The sequence below is a fragment of the Flavobacterium cellulosilyticum genome (genome assembly GCF_004349355.1).
Lineage (GTDB): Bacteria > Bacteroidota > Bacteroidia > Flavobacteriales > Flavobacteriaceae > Flavobacterium > Flavobacterium cellulosilyticum.
Map to the genome: position 1 here is coordinate 145,560 of NZ_SMFK01000006.1, position 16,793 is coordinate 162,352.

At 33.0% G+C, this 16,793-nt stretch carries 14 protein-coding genes; 8 read left to right on the forward strand and 6 right to left on the reverse strand.

All coding sequences use genetic code 11. The features are described from left to right. The first annotated feature begins 28 nt into the window (after positions 1 to 28). Positions 29 to 1,243, forward strand: coding sequence for an MFS transporter (locus tag E0F76_RS11285; protein WP_132005770.1), 1,215 nt, complete (start codon positions 29 to 31; stop codon positions 1,241 to 1,243). Continuing rightward, a complete protein-coding gene (locus tag E0F76_RS11290; RefSeq protein ID WP_132005773.1) occupies positions 1,240 to 3,093 on the forward strand; it encodes a trehalase family glycosidase in 1,854 nt (617 codons plus the stop codon). The genes E0F76_RS11285 and E0F76_RS11290 overlap by 4 nt, the downstream gene beginning before the upstream one ends. A gap of 61 nt (positions 3,094 to 3,154) precedes the next feature. On the opposite strand, the gene E0F76_RS11295 is transcribed toward E0F76_RS11290, so the two are convergent. Next, positions 3,155 to 3,529 (reverse strand): heavy-metal-associated domain-containing protein, encoded by a 375-nt coding sequence (locus E0F76_RS11295; protein ID WP_132005776.1) that lies wholly within the window; start codon positions 3,527 to 3,529, stop codon positions 3,155 to 3,157. 108 nt (positions 3,530 to 3,637) lie between these two features. Between E0F76_RS11295 and E0F76_RS11300 the strand changes: the two genes are divergently transcribed. After that, complete coding sequence (locus E0F76_RS11300) at positions 3,638 to 4,519, forward strand: DMT family transporter (RefSeq protein ID WP_132005779.1); 882 nt, start codon at positions 3,638 to 3,640, stop codon at positions 4,517 to 4,519. 42 nt (positions 4,520 to 4,561) lie between these two features. Here the strand turns inward: E0F76_RS11300 and E0F76_RS11305 are convergent, their stop codons facing one another. Both E0F76_RS11305 and E0F76_RS11310 read right to left on the reverse strand, forming a co-directional pair. Further along, complete coding sequence (locus tag E0F76_RS11305) at positions 4,562 to 6,610, reverse strand: M16 family metallopeptidase (protein ID WP_246022045.1); 2,049 nt, start codon at positions 6,608 to 6,610, stop codon at positions 4,562 to 4,564. Positions 6,611 to 6,623: 13 nt separating this feature from the next. Next, a complete protein-coding gene (locus E0F76_RS11310; RefSeq protein WP_132005782.1) occupies positions 6,624 to 7,949 on the reverse strand; it encodes a M16 family metallopeptidase in 1,326 nt (441 codons plus the stop codon). A gap of 266 nt (positions 7,950 to 8,215) precedes the next feature. Between E0F76_RS11310 and rplU the strand changes: the two genes are divergently transcribed. The 5 genes from rplU (at position 8,216) to E0F76_RS11335 (ending at position 13,086) form a co-directional block, all read left to right on the forward strand. Then, positions 8,216 to 8,842, forward strand: a complete 627-nt coding sequence (rplU, locus tag E0F76_RS11315) for a 50S ribosomal protein L21 (protein WP_132005785.1) — start codon at positions 8,216 to 8,218, stop codon at positions 8,840 to 8,842. 31 nt (positions 8,843 to 8,873) lie between these two features. Further along, complete coding sequence (gene rpmA / locus E0F76_RS11320; protein ID WP_035669638.1) at positions 8,874 to 9,140, forward strand: 50S ribosomal protein L27; 267 nt, start codon at positions 8,874 to 8,876, stop codon at positions 9,138 to 9,140. 470 nt (positions 9,141 to 9,610) lie between these two features. After that, positions 9,611 to 11,353 carry an APC family permease gene (locus E0F76_RS11325; RefSeq protein WP_132005788.1) on the forward strand — a complete coding sequence of 581 codons (1,743 nt, stop codon included), beginning with the start codon at positions 9,611 to 9,613 and terminating at the stop codon, positions 11,351 to 11,353. Positions 11,354 to 11,371: 18 nt separating this feature from the next. Beyond that, on the forward strand, positions 11,372 to 12,187 hold the full coding sequence (locus E0F76_RS11330; protein ID WP_165932687.1) for a mechanosensitive ion channel family protein: 816 nt from the start codon (positions 11,372 to 11,374) through the stop codon (positions 12,185 to 12,187). Then, positions 12,187 to 13,086: a mechanosensitive ion channel family protein gene (locus E0F76_RS11335; RefSeq protein WP_181954042.1), complete on the forward strand. Its 900-nt coding sequence runs from the start codon at positions 12,187 to 12,189 to the stop codon at positions 13,084 to 13,086. Before E0F76_RS11330 ends, E0F76_RS11335 begins: the two co-directional genes overlap by 1 nt. 300 nt (positions 13,087 to 13,386) lie before the next feature. Here the strand turns inward: E0F76_RS11335 and E0F76_RS11340 are convergent, their stop codons facing one another. The 3 genes from E0F76_RS11340 to E0F76_RS11350 form a co-directional block, all read right to left on the reverse strand. Then, positions 13,387 to 14,157 (reverse strand): hypothetical protein, encoded by a 771-nt coding sequence (locus E0F76_RS11340; protein ID WP_132005794.1) that lies wholly within the window; start codon positions 14,155 to 14,157, stop codon positions 13,387 to 13,389. A 257-nt stretch (positions 14,158 to 14,414) separates the two neighbouring features. Further along, a complete protein-coding gene (gene cysK, locus E0F76_RS11345; RefSeq protein WP_132005797.1) occupies positions 14,415 to 15,326 on the reverse strand; it encodes a cysteine synthase A in 912 nt (303 codons plus the stop codon). A 223-nt stretch (positions 15,327 to 15,549) separates the two neighbouring features. Beyond that, entirely contained in the window at positions 15,550 to 16,788 is a 1,239-nt protein-coding gene (locus tag E0F76_RS11350) for a PQQ-dependent sugar dehydrogenase (protein WP_407920987.1), read from the reverse strand. Positions 16,789 to 16,793 lie beyond the last annotated feature (5 nt).

Here is a 16,793-nt window from a genome sequence, read left to right on the forward strand (position 1 = left end):
TCAATAAAATCATATAACTAGAAAATAAATGAAAAAAAACACCATTAAACTAGCCATGTATTTAAACTATTTTGTCTTTGCTATTCTATTGAATAGTGTGGGAATAGTTATTTTAAAAGCACAAAAAAATTATGGAGTCGATGAATTACAAGCTAGTATTCTGGAAGCGTATAAAGATTTGCCTATTGCAATTGTCTCTTTTTTAATTGCTTCTTTTTTACCTAGAATAGGATATAAAAAAGCAATGCTGATTGGTTTAGCATTAGTATTTGTTGCTTGTATTACCATGTATTTTGGAAATTCATTTGATACAGCCAAAATCCTTTTTGCAACTGTTGGAGTTTCATTTGCTTTGATAAAAGTGTCGGTGTATTCCCTTATTGGAACGGTTACCGAAAATCAAAAAGAACACAATAGTTTGATGAGTAGTATCGAAGGCGTTTTTATGATTGGAATTGCATTAGCTTACTTCTTATTTCCAGCTTTCAATTCTGATTCTGATCCAGATGCTTGGCTAAACGTATATTGGTTGTTAGCCGGGATTTCAATGTTGTCCTTTGGTTTTTTGTTCTTCGCCAAATTTGAAAATCAAACAGAAATTCCTGGTGTTAATTTGGCAGATGATTTCATGCAAATGTTCAAATTATTTACTAAACTTTTGACGATAGTTTTTGTAATTAGCGCCTTTCTTTTTGTAATGATAGAACAAGGAATTATGACTTGGTTGCCTACATTTAATGATAAAGTATTACACTTACCAGAAAACATAAGCATCATGATGGCTAGTATTTTGGCTATAACTTTGGCTGTGGGACGTTTGCTTGCTGGTGTCATAACCAAGAAAATAAATTGGATTTGGGTACTTAGTTTTTGCATCGTAATGGCGATGTTGATTGTTGTTTTTGTTTTGCCAAGGACAGTTGGGCTGGAAGTTATAGAAATTAATTCTCTAAGCGATATTCCTTTGATAGGATTTGCCTTCCCACTGGTAGGCTTATTTATAGCGCCAATTTATCCACTTTTAAATTCGGTTGTTTTAAGTGCATTACCAAATAAGTTACATAGTTCCATGACGGGTTTAATCGTTGTTTTTTCGGCACTTGGAGGTACTCTGGGATCAAGAATAATCGGGTATTTGTTTAAGAACGAAGGCCCTGAAAACGCATTTTATTACACATTAATTCCTATGCTTTTATTGTTGATCTCATTCTTTTTATTAAAAAAACTAACTGCAAAATCATGAAAATTTCATTATATATAGATCAAGCATTTCGCGAACTTCTACTTCAAGAAGATACTGATCAGGATAAGAGAATAACAGTTGATGATAAAGGTCCAAAAAAGTTTGTTTTAAAATCATCGACAGTAGAAATTACTATTGTAGGCACTTATTTCCTTTCTAATTTGTTGCAAGAATTGGTGTTAGCTAAAGAAAATAACCAAGATTTTATTGAAACTGAATCCATTTTTGAACTTCCTGCCAATCGAATTTCTAGAATGATCAGGGACTATTTTTGGGACGGCCTAACGAGAACTTTGGACGAAAAAGGATTAGAAAAATTGTTGAAAGATTCAAAATCAAAAACAAAAAATCCTATAATTTATATTCCCTATACAGACAATTTTAGCTTAGAATATTTCCAAAAAATAGCTCCAAAATTCAATTTAAAAGTAATACGATTGCCCGAAATTATCTCTCCAGAATATGTAAGCAGCATTAACGACGAAGGTGGGATTTTGGCTTTGGCTTTAAAAACAGAAGGTCAAAATATTGAAGGATATCCATTTGTAGTTCCTGGAGCACGATTCAACGAAATGTATGGTTGGGATAGTTATTTTGAAAATATCGGCTTGTTAATAGATAATAAATTAGACCTAGCTCAAAGCATGGTCGAAAATTTTGATTATCAAATTACCCATTACGGCAAAATATTAAATGCCAATAGATCGTATTATCTAACTCGAACGCAACCTCCATTTTACTCGAGTATGATTCGTGAGGTATTTGAAAAGATGCCCGTCAAAAACACAAAATGGCTAGGTGAAAAACTAGAAACTTGTATAAAAGAATACGAAACCGTTTGGATGGAAAATGGAAAACGACTTACCGAAAACGGATTAAATCGCTATTTTGCACAAGGAATTGGATTGCCTCCAGAAACAGAAACCGGACATTATGATGACATTTTAAAACCTTATGCCGAAGCGGCCAATTTGACTATTTTTGAATATGAAAAATTGTATTACCAAAGAAAAATAGAAAACAAAACACTTGATGTTTATTTTGTTCACGACCGAAGTGTTCGCGAAAGCGGCCATGACACAAGCTACAGAATAGAAGGGAATTGTGCCGATTTGAATGTTGTCGAACTCAATGCCATGTTATACAAATATGAAACTGATTTTGCCGAGTTAATCGCATCTCATTTTGATGATAATTTTGATTACAAAACCAAAATGTACAATCAAAAATATTGGACAGAAAAAGCCGAAAGCCGAAAAAAATTAATAAATCAGTTGCTTTGGAACGATCAAGAGTGCTGCTTTTTTGACTATAATTTTAAAACTCAAAAACAGAATGTTTTTCTGTCAGCGACTAGCTTTTTCCCGCTTTGGGCAAAAATTGCAACTCAAGAACAAGCCGATAAAATGGTTGAAAAGTGTTTGCCAAAATTGGTTTATTTGGGAGGAATAGCAGGCTGCTCTGAAGAGTCTCTTTCCTATATTGGAAAAGACCAGATGCTACGCCAATGGGATTTCCCAAACGGCTGGCCTCCACATCAAATAATTATTTGGCAAGGATTAATCCATTACGGATACCAGACAAAAGCCCAAGAATTAATTTACAGATGGCTTTGGATGATCACAAAAAATGCTTGTGATTATAACGGAACTGTTCCAGAAAAATATGATGTTGTAAGTGCTTCGCACAAAGTTTTTGCTGAATACGGCAATCAAGGGACAGATTTTGAATTTATTAGTCGAGAAGGTTTTGGATGGATGAATGCTTCCTATCAATATGGTTTGCACATCCTCGATGATAACCTGAAAAACGAATTGAATAAGCTTACTTCTCCTGAAGATTTATTTTAAAAAAAATCCCATTTTAATATTTCAAAATGGGATTTTTTGTGTTTAAAAGTGAAATTAGTTTCTATTTAAAATCAGCTACTTTATACGTTTTTCCGTCACCAGTAGCTTCTACCAATTTTGTAATGCTTTCAGGATTCATGACTGTCTTATCATAAGAAATTGTTGCTGATTCTTTTTTGAAATCTACTGCGGCCTTTTGAACACCTTCTGTTTTATTCAACTCCGCTTCGATAGTTTTGGCACATCCAAACTCGCAAACCATTCCTTTGATAGCGAAACTAGCCGTTTGTAAATTAGAGGAAGCAATTTCTTTTTTTACTTTTGGAGTTTCTGTTACTACTTTGGCACTTAAATCTTTTGTATTCGTTTTTTCTTTACAACCTACAAATAAGAGGCTTGCAAAAACTAATGTTACTATTGATTTTGGAAAATTCATTTTTAACTATTTAATTGGTTCACTTACATTTTATTAAAGCACAAAATTAATCAAAAAAAGCACCGTTAATTCATAAAATAATTACAATTTTGACACAAAATTTGATTTATGAATTCGAAAGAAATAAAATGGGCATACCTAATTGTCCTCTCCATAATTTGGGGTAGTTCATTTATCCTTATAAAAAAAGGATTAATTGGCTTGACCGCAATGCAATTAGGCTCTTTGCGGATCCTATTTGCGGCTGTTTTTTTACTGATGATTGGTTTTAAAAGTTTAGCTAAAATCCCAAAAAACAAATGGAAGTATATTGCATTGACATCTGTGCTTGGCACCTTTTTTCCAGCCTATCTTTTTGCCATTGCCGAAACAGAAATTGACAGTTCTATAACTGCCATTTTAAATGCAATGACTCCTTTAAACACTTTAATTTTAGGCGCTATTTTTTTTGGAATACATTTTCAAAAAAGACAATTATGGGGCGTTTTTATTGGGCTTATAGGTAGTATTCTTTTAGTTTTAAACGGAGCGATTAATAATCCAGGACAAAACTATTATTACGCAATATTAGTAATAATGGCAACTATTTGTTATGCCATAAACGTAAATTTAATCAAGAGATTTCTGTCTGATTTGAGTCCATTAAGTATCTCAACAGGAAATTTTGCTGTACTTATTCTTCCAACATTTTCGATATTATTATTTTCTGGGTTTTTCAAAGTGGTTTCACAAGAAAGTGTACAACATTCAGTTTTGTTTATCATGATTCTTGGTGTCATTGGAACTGGAATTGCCAATGTTCTTTTTTTTAAATTGATTCAAATGTCTTCGCCCGTTTTCGCCACTTCAGTAACGTATTTAATTCCAATTGTTGCTTTCTTTTGGGGATTATTAGACAACGAAATGTTATCGTCTCTTCAATTTCTGGGTGCTTTAATAATATTATTAGGAGTTTATCTGTCTGCAAAAAAAACAGCAAAGGCTGCCTAAATACAGACAGCCTTTGCATATATTAATTCTTGAATGAATTAGCTACAGGAAATCGACATCAGCAACTCCTTCATTAATTTTAACTTCAGACATTTTTATATCCAATTCAAAACCTACATTTTGGATAATAGTAAAAGGCACTTTTACTCCTTTCACCTCTTTATAATCTCCGTAATTTGTAGTTTGTGTTATCGATTTACCTTCTTGTTCCATCGTTTTTGCTTCAGCTACTTTAAGTCCAGATTTTACATCATAATACAAAACAGTTTTTCCGTTTTGAATGGCATAAGCTTCATTGCCGTTGATCGATTCAATACCTGAAAGGAGAAGACCTTCTTTTTTCAAAAGTTGTAGTTCTTCAAAGGGAATTGCACTGGCTTTCATTTCGGCTAAATCGTCCCCTTCGATATTTTTTCTTTGTCCTTGTTGTACTATATAAGCCCCTTTTTCGTTCACTACTTGCTTCATCAAACTCATTGGACCCATTGCAATTTCCACTATTAATTTACCTTTTGCATCAACTTTATTTATAAAAGTTAATGGCGACGGAGCTTGTGGAATAGTTGTAGATCCAATCATTGAAATAGTTTTTACTGCTGCAACTGCCTTTTCGCCGCCTATTGCTTTGATGTAATTATCTAAAACTACTTTTGCTGTTACACCTGCTGGAGCCACTTTTTTAAGAACTGGTTTCTCTACGGAATTACCATATTTATCATAATAGGATATTGGAATTTTCAGACTTTCTAAACCAGGAATAACATCCGCTCCTTTACCGGCAATAACAATTCGAGTATTATCAATAAGAAAATATTTATTAGCGGCCTTTTGAACGTCTTCAGGTGTAACGGCTGAAATTGACTTTATATAATTCTCGTAAAAATTTGCAGGTAGATTTTCGGTTTCAATATTCAAGGCATAACGCGCTACTGTTTGCGGCTTTTGAACCTGCATCACAAATCGTCCGATGTAACCAGCTTTTACATTATTTAGCAATTCTTCGCTAACTTTTTCATTTCTAATTTTTTTAATTTCTTTGATAAATTCTACAACGGCACTATCCGTAACTACATTTCTTACTGCCGAGGCAGATTTTAATTTTGACACATATTTACCAGAACCTAACATTGTACTAGCACCATAAGTCCAACCGTGTTTTTCTCTTAAATTCATGTTTAAGTAACTGTTAAAGTCACCGCCAAGAATATTAGTTGCAATTACAGCAGCGAAAAAATCCGGGTCACTCATTTTCAGATTAATAGTATTTACAAGAGATATTTCAGATTGAACTGCGTTAGGAACATCTACAAAATTAATTTGAGTAAATCCTACATTTACTGGATCAGCATACGTTAATTTAGGAACGCTTCTTTTGGCCCATGAGCCAAATAATTTCTCCACTAATGGTTTAATTTTATCGTATTTCACATCGCCGATTATCACCAAATAGGCGTTTTCTGGTACAAAATAATTTTGATAATTGACTTGTACATCAGCAAGAGAAACATTATTGATAGTTGCTTCGGTTTCAAATTCACCTGAAGGATGATTTTTTCCAAAAGCCAAAACATCAACCACTCTACGTGCAATTGCAGGAGTACTTTTTTCTTCTGATTTTAAACCTTCTAGCATTTTAGCTTTTTCTTTATCAAATTCTACTTGCGTAAAATTAGGATGTAAAGCACTATCAGCCATCAATTCCAGAATCCTATTGGCATATTTAGACAATGCACTTGCACTAGCTCCATGGGAACTAAAATTTATATTTGCCCCTAAAAAATCTATTTCTTCGTTAAAAATATCTTTTGAAATGTTTTTAGACCCGTTGCCCATTAAACTACTACACAATTCATCTACCCCTTTTATATTCCCTTCTGCAAATGGGGCATTATCTAATGCAAGATTGTAGGTTACTTTTGGCAATTTATGATCTTCTACAATCATAACTTTCAAACCGTTAGCCAAAACAAATGTTTGGGGTTTTTTTATATTTACCAATGGAGCATCTCCTGGTTTGGGTTGTGAACGGTCTTGTGCTTGCATAAAAGTAGTTAAAAGCAAAATTGAGAGTAGTATCGTTGTGTTTTTCATGATTTAGGAAGTCTTAGTTTTGAACTTGATCTTTGGAAGGAACGTAATCCAAAATTAATCTTTGATTTGGATTCAAATATTTTTTTGCCACTTCTCTAATTTCTTCTCTTGTAATAGAATGGTAAAGGTCAATCTCATTATTTATCAAATGTACATCACCATAAAGCAAGTAGTATTTCGCTAAGTTTTCGGCAATTCCTTCGACACTAGCATTGGCATTTACAAACTGATTGTCAAATTTATTTTGTAATTTTTGATAATCTTTTTCTGAAATCAAAGTAGTTTGAATTTTAGCAATTTCTTCGTCAATTTCTTTTAGTAGATCCTTTGTTGTAACAGTTCCCATTGGTAAACCATATAAAATGTACATTCCATAGTCTTCCTGGCTAAATCCTACAGCTCCAATTTGTAATGCCATTTTTTTCTGATCTACTATTTTCTTGTACAACTTAGAACTTTTTCCATCACTTAAATAGGAAGAAATTAAATCTAAAACTCTTGCATCTTTAGATTTCATTGATGGTGTACGATAAGATGCCACCAACATTGGAATCTGAATATTTGGATCCTGATACGATGCATTGATGGTTTGTGTTATAGGTTCTTCAACAAAAGTTTGTTTTTTCAACGTTTCACCTTTTGGAATTGATCCAAAATATAGTTGAATCCACTCTTTTGCTTGTTTTTTATCAATATCTCCTGCAACAACTAGTACAGCATTATTAGGCGTATAGAATTTTTTATTGAATTCTTTAAATTCATCTAAGGTTGCCGCATCAAGATCTTTCATCGAACCAATGGTATTCCATCGATAAGGATGGTTCTTAAACATATTTTCTTTTACAACCGTAAGGATATTTCCGTAGGGGCGGTTATCAAAATTCGTTCGCTTTTCCTCTTTTACGACTTCATTTTGGGTATCAACTCCAATTTGGTTGATTACAGGATGCAACATTCTTTCGGATTCCATCCAAAGTCCCAATTTAAGATTATTCGAGGGAAACACTTCGTAGTAATAGGTACGGTCATCACTGGTATTGGCATTATTTACACCGCCGTTTGCAGTTACTATTTTCATCCATTCGCCTCTTTTAATATTTTCAGTACCTTCAAACAATAAATGTTCAAAAAAGTGGGCAAAACCCGTTCTTTCTGGATTTTCGTCTTTAGCACCAACATGATACATCACCGAAGTTACGACTACAGGAGCCGAAGGATCATTGTGCAAAATAACATGTAATCCATTGTCTAAATTATATTCTTCGAAGTCCACTTTCTGAGCAGTAGCAATTCCTCCAAGCAAAAGTGCAGCACCTAACACCATTATTGATTTTTTCATAAAGATTAATAAAATTTATTTACTATTGGTAAAATAGTCTTCATTATTGTTACATCAAAAATACTTTTTTTTATTAAGCTATAGAAAATCATTATGATTTTGGTATAAATTTAACAATTATGATCGAAATAAATCCTTAGTATCCACTACTTAACCCTTGCAGATAGGGAGACAAAACAAATCGATTATTTTTTTGAGGTATCTAATTGCAGGATAAATATTTAATTGTATATTTGCAACCTTAAAAATTTATAAAACAATTTGTTATGTATGCAATCGTAGAGATAGCAGGGCAACAATTCAAAGTTAGCAAAGACCTAAAGGTTTACGTTCACCGTTTGACAAATGAAGAAGGAACTACAGTTTCTTTCGACAAAGTTTATTTGTTAGATGATAACGGTTCAATCACAATAGGCGCCCCAGCTATAGAAGGAGCTTCAGTAGAAGCCAAAGTGTTACAACACTTAAAAGGAGATAAAGTAATCGTTTTCAAAAAGAAAAGAAGAAAAGGTTACAAAAAGAGAAACGGGCACCGTCAGTATCTTACTCAAATTGTAATTGAAGGTATTACTGCATCAAGCACTAAGAAAGCAACTCCAAAAGCGGCTGAAGCAAAAGCTCCAAAAGCACCTAAAAAAGGAGAGGATTTAACTCTTATTGAAGGAATTGGACCTAAAGCTGCTGAAGCAATTGTAGCATCAGGAATTGATACTTATGCAAAATTGGCTGCAACTTCTGCAGAAGCAATTAAAGCAATTTTAGATGCGTCTGATTCTAAATTACAACATTTAGATCCAACTACTTGGGCTCAACAAGCGCAATTAGCTGCTGATGGCAAAATGGATGAATTAAAAAAATTGCAAGATGAATTAGACGGTGGTAAAGCTGTTTAATTAATTTATTAACAAATAAAACTTATACGTCATGGCTCACAAGAAAGGTGTCGGTAGTTCCAAGAATGGTAGAGAATCAGAATCAAAACGTTTAGGCGTTAAGATTTTTGGTGGACAAGCTGCTATTGCAGGGAACATCATCGTAAGACAAAGAGGTTCAAAACATAATCCAGGTGAAAACGTTTACATTAGTAAAGATCACACACTACACGCAAGAGTAGATGGAGTTGTTTTCTTCCAAAAGAAAAGAGATAACAAATCATACGTTTCTATACTTCCATTCGAAGTTGAAGCATAATTGATTTTCTCAATTTATTAAAAACCCGTTTCGAAAGAAGCGGGTTTTTTTATGCAACAATGTCCCGACTTGGAATAACGATTCACAATTTAGAATTTAAAAACTTTAAAACAAAAAGAATTGATTAAGTCCTTTTCAATAAACTGATATTACCATTGAGATCACCCAAATAAAATTAAAATGAAATTGGTAAATGTTTTTTTGTACTCAGCAAGAAAGTTTATTGTAAAACAAAAACACTTAATTTTATAAACAATTAATTGCTATATTTGAAACATACTGGCTTTGTCTTTAAATACAAGCCTTCCATTTTATCAAATGAAGTAATATTAAAAAATTATTTTTTTTGAATTTCACAACTAAAAAGATGGAATCAAGATGACTATACTTAAAAAAGATTGAGATTAAAATCACGTAGAAAACCTATTTTAAAGTAAAAGTCATATACAATAATGACTAATAAATTATTAATGAAAAAAGTTCTTCACAAAAAACTAAACGAATTACAAGCCACAGCTATTTGTGGAAACGACATCAGCTCTTCTTGCCTTTACGTTTCAGCATTAACTATTATGTACGCCGGTCAATATGCTTGGATATCTTTATTAGTCGTTGCATTGGTTTTATTTTTATTCAGAAAAATTTATGGCGAAGTGGTTGGTGCAATTCCATTGAATGGAGGAGCATATAATGTGCTTCTAAACACCTCAACCAAAAGACTTGCTTCTTTAGCCGCTACACTAACGGTTCTATCATACATGGCCACGGCGGTAATTTCGTCAATTGAAGGAATGCATTATTTACATGGAATTTTTGATGGTATTAATGTTACGATCGCAACAATAATAGTTTTAATAGCTTTTACTGGGCTTGCCATTTTAGGAATAGGCGAATCGGCTTTTGTAGCTGTAATTATTTTCATTATCCATTTATTTACATTAAGCATCCTTGTTTTTGCGTCTATTTGGTTTATAGCTAATACTGGTTTAACTACATTTCATATAAACTGGGAATTACCCGTCAAATCTGGAAGTGTTCTAACCGCTTTGTTCTTAGGGTTTTCTGCCGCAATGCTAGGAATTTCAGGTTTCGAAAGTTCTGCCAATTTTGTCGAAGAACAAGAGCAAGGGGTTTTTAGAAAAACGTTGCGCAACATGTGGGCAATTGTCAGTTTTTTTAATCCAGTTTTGGCATTACTTTTAATATGCATCATTCCACTCGCCGAAGTTGGAGAACACAAAGAATCCTTATTGGCTTATTTAGGTCAAACAACCGGAGGAACCTGGTTGGCCATTTTAATATCTATTGATGCGGTATTGGTTTTATGTGGTGCAGTATTGACATCATTTGTAGGTGTTTCTGGATTATTAAACCGAATGACTTTGGACCGAATTTTACCCAACTATTTCTTAAAACAAAACAAAAACGGATCTAATTATCGGATCATAATCAGTTTTTTAATATTGTGTGTTTCTGTTTTATTTGTAACCCAAGGAAATCTAGAATCGCTAGCTGGCGTTTATACTTTTTCATTTTTAGCCGTTATGGCATTGTTTGGAATAGGTAATTTATTATTAAAATTCAAACGAAAAAAATTACCAAGGCCAGAAAAAGCCAAAGGAATTTCAGTCGTGGTTGCTGTTTCATTTATCATAGCTGCTTTTGTGGGGAATATGAAACTTAATACCGAATCTTTTTACACTTTCATAGAATACCTGATTCCCGCATTTTTATTTGTGGCCATAATGCTCAATCGTTCCTTTTTGATACAATTAATGATTGATGCATTAGAATATTTCTATGAACCTTTACGAAAAATGGTTATTTTAAGTAATCGTTATTTGAATAAAATGCACTTGACAGTTACCTCACAAGAATTCGTTTTTTTTACAAAAGGAGATGATGTCGCAATTTTGAATAAAGTTATGCAATATGTTCAAAACAACGAAACAACGAAAAGGCTTAAAATTGTTAATGTTAAAAGTCATGAAAGTTTAAATGAATTGCTTATAAAAGATTTAGAAGTTCTTGATAGAGCTTATCCTGAAATTCATATTGAATTCATCGAAATTGATGGCGTCTTTGGTCCTGAATTAATTGACGAATTGTCTAATAAATGGAAAATACCAAAAAACTTTATGTTTATTGGCTCACCTGGTGATCGATTCTCTTATCGAGTTTCAGAACTAGGAGGTGTAAGGTTAATTATGTAATTTTATTATAAATAGAAAATGGAGAAAATATTAAACTACGAATTACTAAAAATTGGAAACGACGCGATATATTTAGCATCAATCCTAAAATTAGTTGGTTTTCTATTGCTTATTTTTATCGTTATTCTAATATTAAAAAAAGCAATTTATAAATCCACTAGGTTTGATATTGCCAAAAAATATTCGATTTACAGCCTATCAAAATATTTTATATTTGTTTTAGCATCCATCTATGGACTCCAAATAGTTGGTTTTAATGTATCGGTATTATTGGCTGGTTCTGCAGCACTATTAGTCGGAGTTGGATTAGGATTGCAAAGTATTTTTAGCGATTTTATATCAGGAATATTAATTTTGATAGAATCAACCGTTAAAGTGAATGATGTCATCGAAGTAAATGGAGTAGTTTGTGTTGTTAAAGAAATCCATTTAAGAACAACCACTGTTTTAACACGAGATGACAAATATATTATCCTGCCAAATTCTAATTTAACAACTAGTCAAATAGTAAATTGGACGCACGAAAACATTTCTTCCCGATTCGAGGTACTTGTTGGAGTAGACTATTCTTCGGATGTTAATTTGGTAATGGAAATCCTAAAAAAAGTGGTTCTTACCCAAGATGGTATTCAAAAAGAACCTGTACCATTTGTTCGATTTATAAACTTTGGTGATTCTTCATTAGATTTCTCAGTAGTATTCTGGTCAGAAGAAGTTTTTAGAGTTCGAAACATTCAGAGTGAATTGAGAGTTAAAATTTTTAATGCTTTCAAAGAAAATAATATATCAATTCCTTTTCCACAACGAGTCGTCCATATTAAAAGTCAAGAATAATGGAAAATCAAATTAGAGAATTTCTATTTAACCCAACTATTGGTAAGATTGCTACCATAATTATTGGAGTTGCTATAATTTGGCTCGTTATCAAAGCGTTACAAAAAAACCTTTTCTCCAAAATAGGAGATATAGATAACAGATATCGTGCAAAAAAACTAAGTAGTTTCTTCGGTTATATTTTGACAATTATCCTATTAATTATTGTATTTAGTGACAAATTAGCTGGGCTAACTGTTGCTCTGGGTGTTGCTGGAGCTGGAATAGCTTTTGCATTACAAGAAGTAATTGCTTCATTTGCAGGCTGGTTAGCCATTCTTTTTGGCGGTTTTTACAAAACAGGTGACAGAGTGCAACTTGGCGGTGTCAAAGGTGATGTTATGGATATTGGCGTATTAAGAACGACCATAATGGAAACTGGCCAATGGGTTGACGGTGATTTGTATAATGGCCGAATTGTACTTATAGCCAACAGTTATGTTTTTAAAGAACCTGTTTTTAATTATTCTGGTGATTTTCCCTTTTTGTGGGATGAAATTAAAATCCCAATTCAATACGGTAGTAATTATGAAAAAACCAAAATAATTCTACAAAAAATAGGTGCGGAAGTAGCTGGCGATTTAACTCAAATATCTAAAGATAAATGGACTAAAATGCAAAACAAATACTTGCTTGAAGATGCCCAAACTGAACCTATGGTATCTTTGATTGCAAATGATAATTGGGTAGAATTCACCCTTAGATATGTTGTAAGTTACAAAAAAAGAAGAGCTACTAAAACCGAATTGTTTACCAAAATTCTTCAAGAAATTGAAGCTACAAACGGAGAAATCAAATTCGCATCTGCCACTTTTGAATTAGTGGGAGCACCTGATTTTATTGTGAACGTGAGAAAATAATTTCATTGACAATATAAATACAAAAACACCCAATAGGGCTTTCTAGTTTAAATATGAATACTTTACTTATGAAGCCTAGTAGCTAGGGCAATTTATCTTTTCAAAGAAAAAGCCAATCACTCCTTTTTCTCAAAAAGTACATCTAAACAAAAATCAGAATTAATGATTTTTCATAATTGAGTATTCTAAACTATTCTTTAGGTTTTTACATACAGCATTTAAAAATTAGAATACTATAAATAGTTCTTTTGCATTAAGAGAATTTAAGAATAAATAGACGCAAAGGATTTGCTAAAGAGATTAGGCGTTCGTAGTAATTTCTGACTTATTAAAATCAATAGGTTCTCCGTTTACATTGTAGAACTTATATTTAAATTTTAATTTACCATCAACCTCTTCAACCTTTACTTTCATTTGATAGGAGCCATGGTTCCATTCTACAATAACGTCAAATGAATAGTCCCCTACTCCAAAACTACTTGGAAGATTGCTAGAATAAATTAATTTCTTAGATTTAAGATTTAAAACACCTACCTCAATATTTTCAAAAGAACCAATTTCATCATAATCAACAAAATGCCCCATATAATTTTGACTTGTACTAGGCTTTTTAGTTTTGTTCTTCTCTTTAGGACTATTGTAAACATCCTTGATCGAAAAAATAACTTCTTTTAATGAACTTTCTCCCACATTTAATAGATAGAAGCGTATTTGATGACTATACATTAAAAGATGTACTTTTTTATTCGATTCATCTGTTGTTGTTCCTCCTCCAAGATCCGAATTTGTAATTTCTATTATGGGTAAATTTTTGGAAACAACTCGGCTAAACGACTCCGTCTTTACTTTTTTAAAATTTTCTTCCTTCTCAATAATAGCAAAGGTTTTTTCTTTTAAATCTTGATTTAAAACTTCAATTTTTTTATTAGCTTTTTCCAGCTCATTTTTGACTTTAATTGTTTTTTCATTCGCATACGAACTTCCTTGATAGAGTAATAAGATTGATAGTCCTATCAAAACAGATCCAGTAAATGCTAATAGTAAAATTATCATAAACGCTTTTTTGTTCATTACGAAATTTTGAATTGAGAATAGCTAAAATCTGAGCAAAGGTTTCTCATTTTTTAAAGTGTAAAAATAAAATAAAAATACATGAATCAAACTCTTATCTTTCAATATTATATAAACATCTTATTAACTATAAGACCTTCTTCCTTATATTTCAGAATTAATTAAATTAAAAGTTTTACAATTTGTTATGCAAAGTGTAGTAATAATAAAAAACCCTCACATTGCTGCAAGGGTTTTTAAAAATAGGAATATAAGTATTAAAACAATCCTTCGATTGATAAATATCTTTCGCCTGTATCGTAATTAAAAGTTAGCACAACCGCACCATCAGGAATAGTATCCAGTTTTTTTGCAACAGCCGCCAATGAGGCTCCGGTTGAAATCCCAACAAGAATTCCTTCTTCTAAAGCAATTTTTCTAGCGAATTCAAATGAATCCTCTTTAGAAACTTGTATTACTTCATCAATTAATTCAGAACGATAAATCGATGGAACAAACCCCGCTCCTATTCCTTGTAAAGGATGTGGTCCAGGAATTCCACCGCTTAATACCGGAGATAATTCTGGCTCTACAGCGATTACTTTTATATTAGGGAATTTAGCTTTCAAAACTTTTGACACGCCTGTAATGTGACCACCAGTTCCTACTCCGGTGATAACATAATCTAAGCCATTAGGAAAATCGGCAATAATTTCTTGTGCAGTTGTTCTTTCGTGTACTTCAACATTAGCTGGATTGTCAAATTGTTTAGGCGACCATGCGTTTGGAGTTTCAAGGACCAATTCGGCTGCTTTTTCGATAGCGCCTTTCATTCCCTTTTCTCGTGGCGTAAGTACAAATTCAGCACCATAAATTTCCATTAATTTTCTACGCTCTACACTCATAGAATCTGGCATTACCAATATCACTTTATAACCTTTGACAGCAGCAACCAATGCGATTCCAATTCCTGTATTTCCAGATGTCGGCTCTATAATTACACTATTAGCATTCAACAATCCTTTACTTTCGGCATCTTCTATCATTGATAGTGCAATCCTGTCTTTGATACTATTACCAGGATTCGATCTTTCTAATTTAATCCAAACTTCTTTTTTGTTTCCAAATAATTTATTGATTTTAACTACAGGTGTATTTCCAATGGTTTCTAATATGTTTTTTGCTCTCATGTTTGTTATAATAAAATTTGAATTGATAGTTTTTTATGTATTGGCTAATTTACATAAAAAAGACTAGGGATTAGATGGGTATGAAAACAAAAATCAATCTAGTTTTATGTGACTTTTCAGGTTAAAAAAAAGCTCCTGGCATTTAAAACTAGGATCTTTAATGTCAGATCGTATTTACGAATCGTGTGATTTTGAAAAGAAAATATTTATATTATCAATACTTTTATTTTGATGTACTTACCCTCCAAATGGTGTTGGTTTTATCATCTGTAACTAGCAGGTCTCCAATAGGCATAACAATTATGCCAACAGGTCTACCATGAACGACATCTTTTTCTGAATTTACAATGAAACCAGTTAGGAAGTCTTCAGATTTTGCCGAAGGTTTTCCGTCTTTGAATGGAACGAAAACCACTCTATAACCTGATATTTTTTTTCGATTCCAAGACCCATGCTGCGCTATAAAAGCACCATTTTTGTACTTTTCAGGAAAAGAAGTTCCGGTGTAAAATGCTAGCCCGAGGGAAGCGGTATGTGCGCCTAAAGGAAAATCGGGCACTAAGGTTTTTTTTACCAATATGGGTTTCATTTCCTTTACTCTAACATCTTCATGTTGTCCAAAATAGACATATGGCCAACCATAAAAACCGTTTTCTTGAACTGAAGTCAGGTAGTCAGGAACGAGATTGTCTCCCAGTCCATCTCGTTCATTTACCACTGTCCAAAGAGTTTTGGTTCCTGGCGCCCAATCCATTCCTACTGGATTACGAAGTCCTGCAGCAACAACTCTTAAATCAGAACCATCAGGATTTATCTCTAATATGTTGGCGCGAAGCAACTCGTTAGCTATTCCGTTTTCAGCTATATTAGATCCAGAACCTACTGCAATATAGATTTTAGAGTTATCACTATTGGCAATAATATTTCTGGACCAGTGTCTATTGTGTTTTCCTGCCGGAAGATCAACAATCTTTTCGCCCTTGCCAGTTATTTTTGTCTGGCCATCCTTATAGGGATAGCGTAGTATCGCATTGGTATTAGCAACATAAAACCAATTGCCAATCACCAACATTCCGAATGGTTGGTTGAGTCCCTCAGTAAGAAAAGTTGTTCTCAAATCTGGAATGCCGTCTTTATTGCTATCTCGAAGTAAAGTAATAATATTGGCACTATGTTTTAAATTATTGGATCTCCAGACGCCTATCAACGTAGCTCCAATTTGTTTGAAAAGGCTGTAGTTAGAATTACTTTGAGCCACCAAAACATCACCATTTGGGGTGACATACATCCAACGAGGATTTTGGAAGCCGTCTGCATATTTTGTCACTGTAAATCCAGGTGGCGCTATGGGTGTTTGCCCCTGTTTCCATCCGATTACTTTAGAATAATTACCGTACGATTTGGTAGGAGAGCCAAGCGAATCGGCTTTTACCGTACTTTGTTCCACACAAAAGAATGGCATTACGA

Bases quoted from the DNA above. Each gene is read 5' to 3' on its own strand.
- E0F76_RS11325 (WP_132005788.1), top strand. From the start codon at position 9,611: ATGAAAAAAGTTCTTCACAAAAAACTAAACGAATTACAAGCCACAGCT.
- E0F76_RS11335 (WP_181954042.1), top strand. From the start codon at position 12,187: ATGGAAAATCAAATTAGAGAATTTCTATTTAACCCAACTATTGGTAAG.
- E0F76_RS11340 (WP_132005794.1), bottom strand. From the start codon at position 14,157: ATGAACAAAAAAGCGTTTATGATAATTTTACTATTAGCATTTACTGGA.
- E0F76_RS11310 (WP_132005782.1), bottom strand. From the start codon at position 7,949: ATGAAAAAATCAATAATGGTGTTAGGTGCTGCACTTTTGCTTGGAGGA.
- E0F76_RS11305 (WP_246022045.1), bottom strand. From the start codon at position 6,610: ATGAAAAACACAACGATACTACTCTCAATTTTGCTTTTAACTACTTTT.
- E0F76_RS11290 (WP_132005773.1), top strand. From the start codon at position 1,240: ATGAAAATTTCATTATATATAGATCAAGCATTTCGCGAACTTCTACTT.
- rpmA (WP_035669638.1), top strand. From the start codon at position 8,874: ATGGCTCACAAGAAAGGTGTCGGTAGTTCCAAGAATGGTAGAGAATCA.
- cysK (WP_132005797.1), bottom strand. From the start codon at position 15,326: ATGAGAGCAAAAAACATATTAGAAACCATTGGAAATACACCTGTAGTT.
- rplU (WP_132005785.1), top strand. From the start codon at position 8,216: ATGTATGCAATCGTAGAGATAGCAGGGCAACAATTCAAAGTTAGCAAA.
- E0F76_RS11295 (WP_132005776.1), bottom strand. From the start codon at position 3,529: ATGAATTTTCCAAAATCAATAGTAACATTAGTTTTTGCAAGCCTCTTA.
- E0F76_RS11350 (WP_407920987.1), bottom strand. From the start codon at position 16,788: ATGCCATTCTTTTGTGTGGAACAAAGTACGGTAAAAGCCGATTCGCTT.
- E0F76_RS11300 (WP_132005779.1), top strand. From the start codon at position 3,638: ATGAATTCGAAAGAAATAAAATGGGCATACCTAATTGTCCTCTCCATA.
- E0F76_RS11285 (WP_132005770.1), top strand. From the start codon at position 29: ATGAAAAAAAACACCATTAAACTAGCCATGTATTTAAACTATTTTGTC.
- E0F76_RS11330 (WP_165932687.1), top strand. From the start codon at position 11,372: ATGGAGAAAATATTAAACTACGAATTACTAAAAATTGGAAACGACGCG.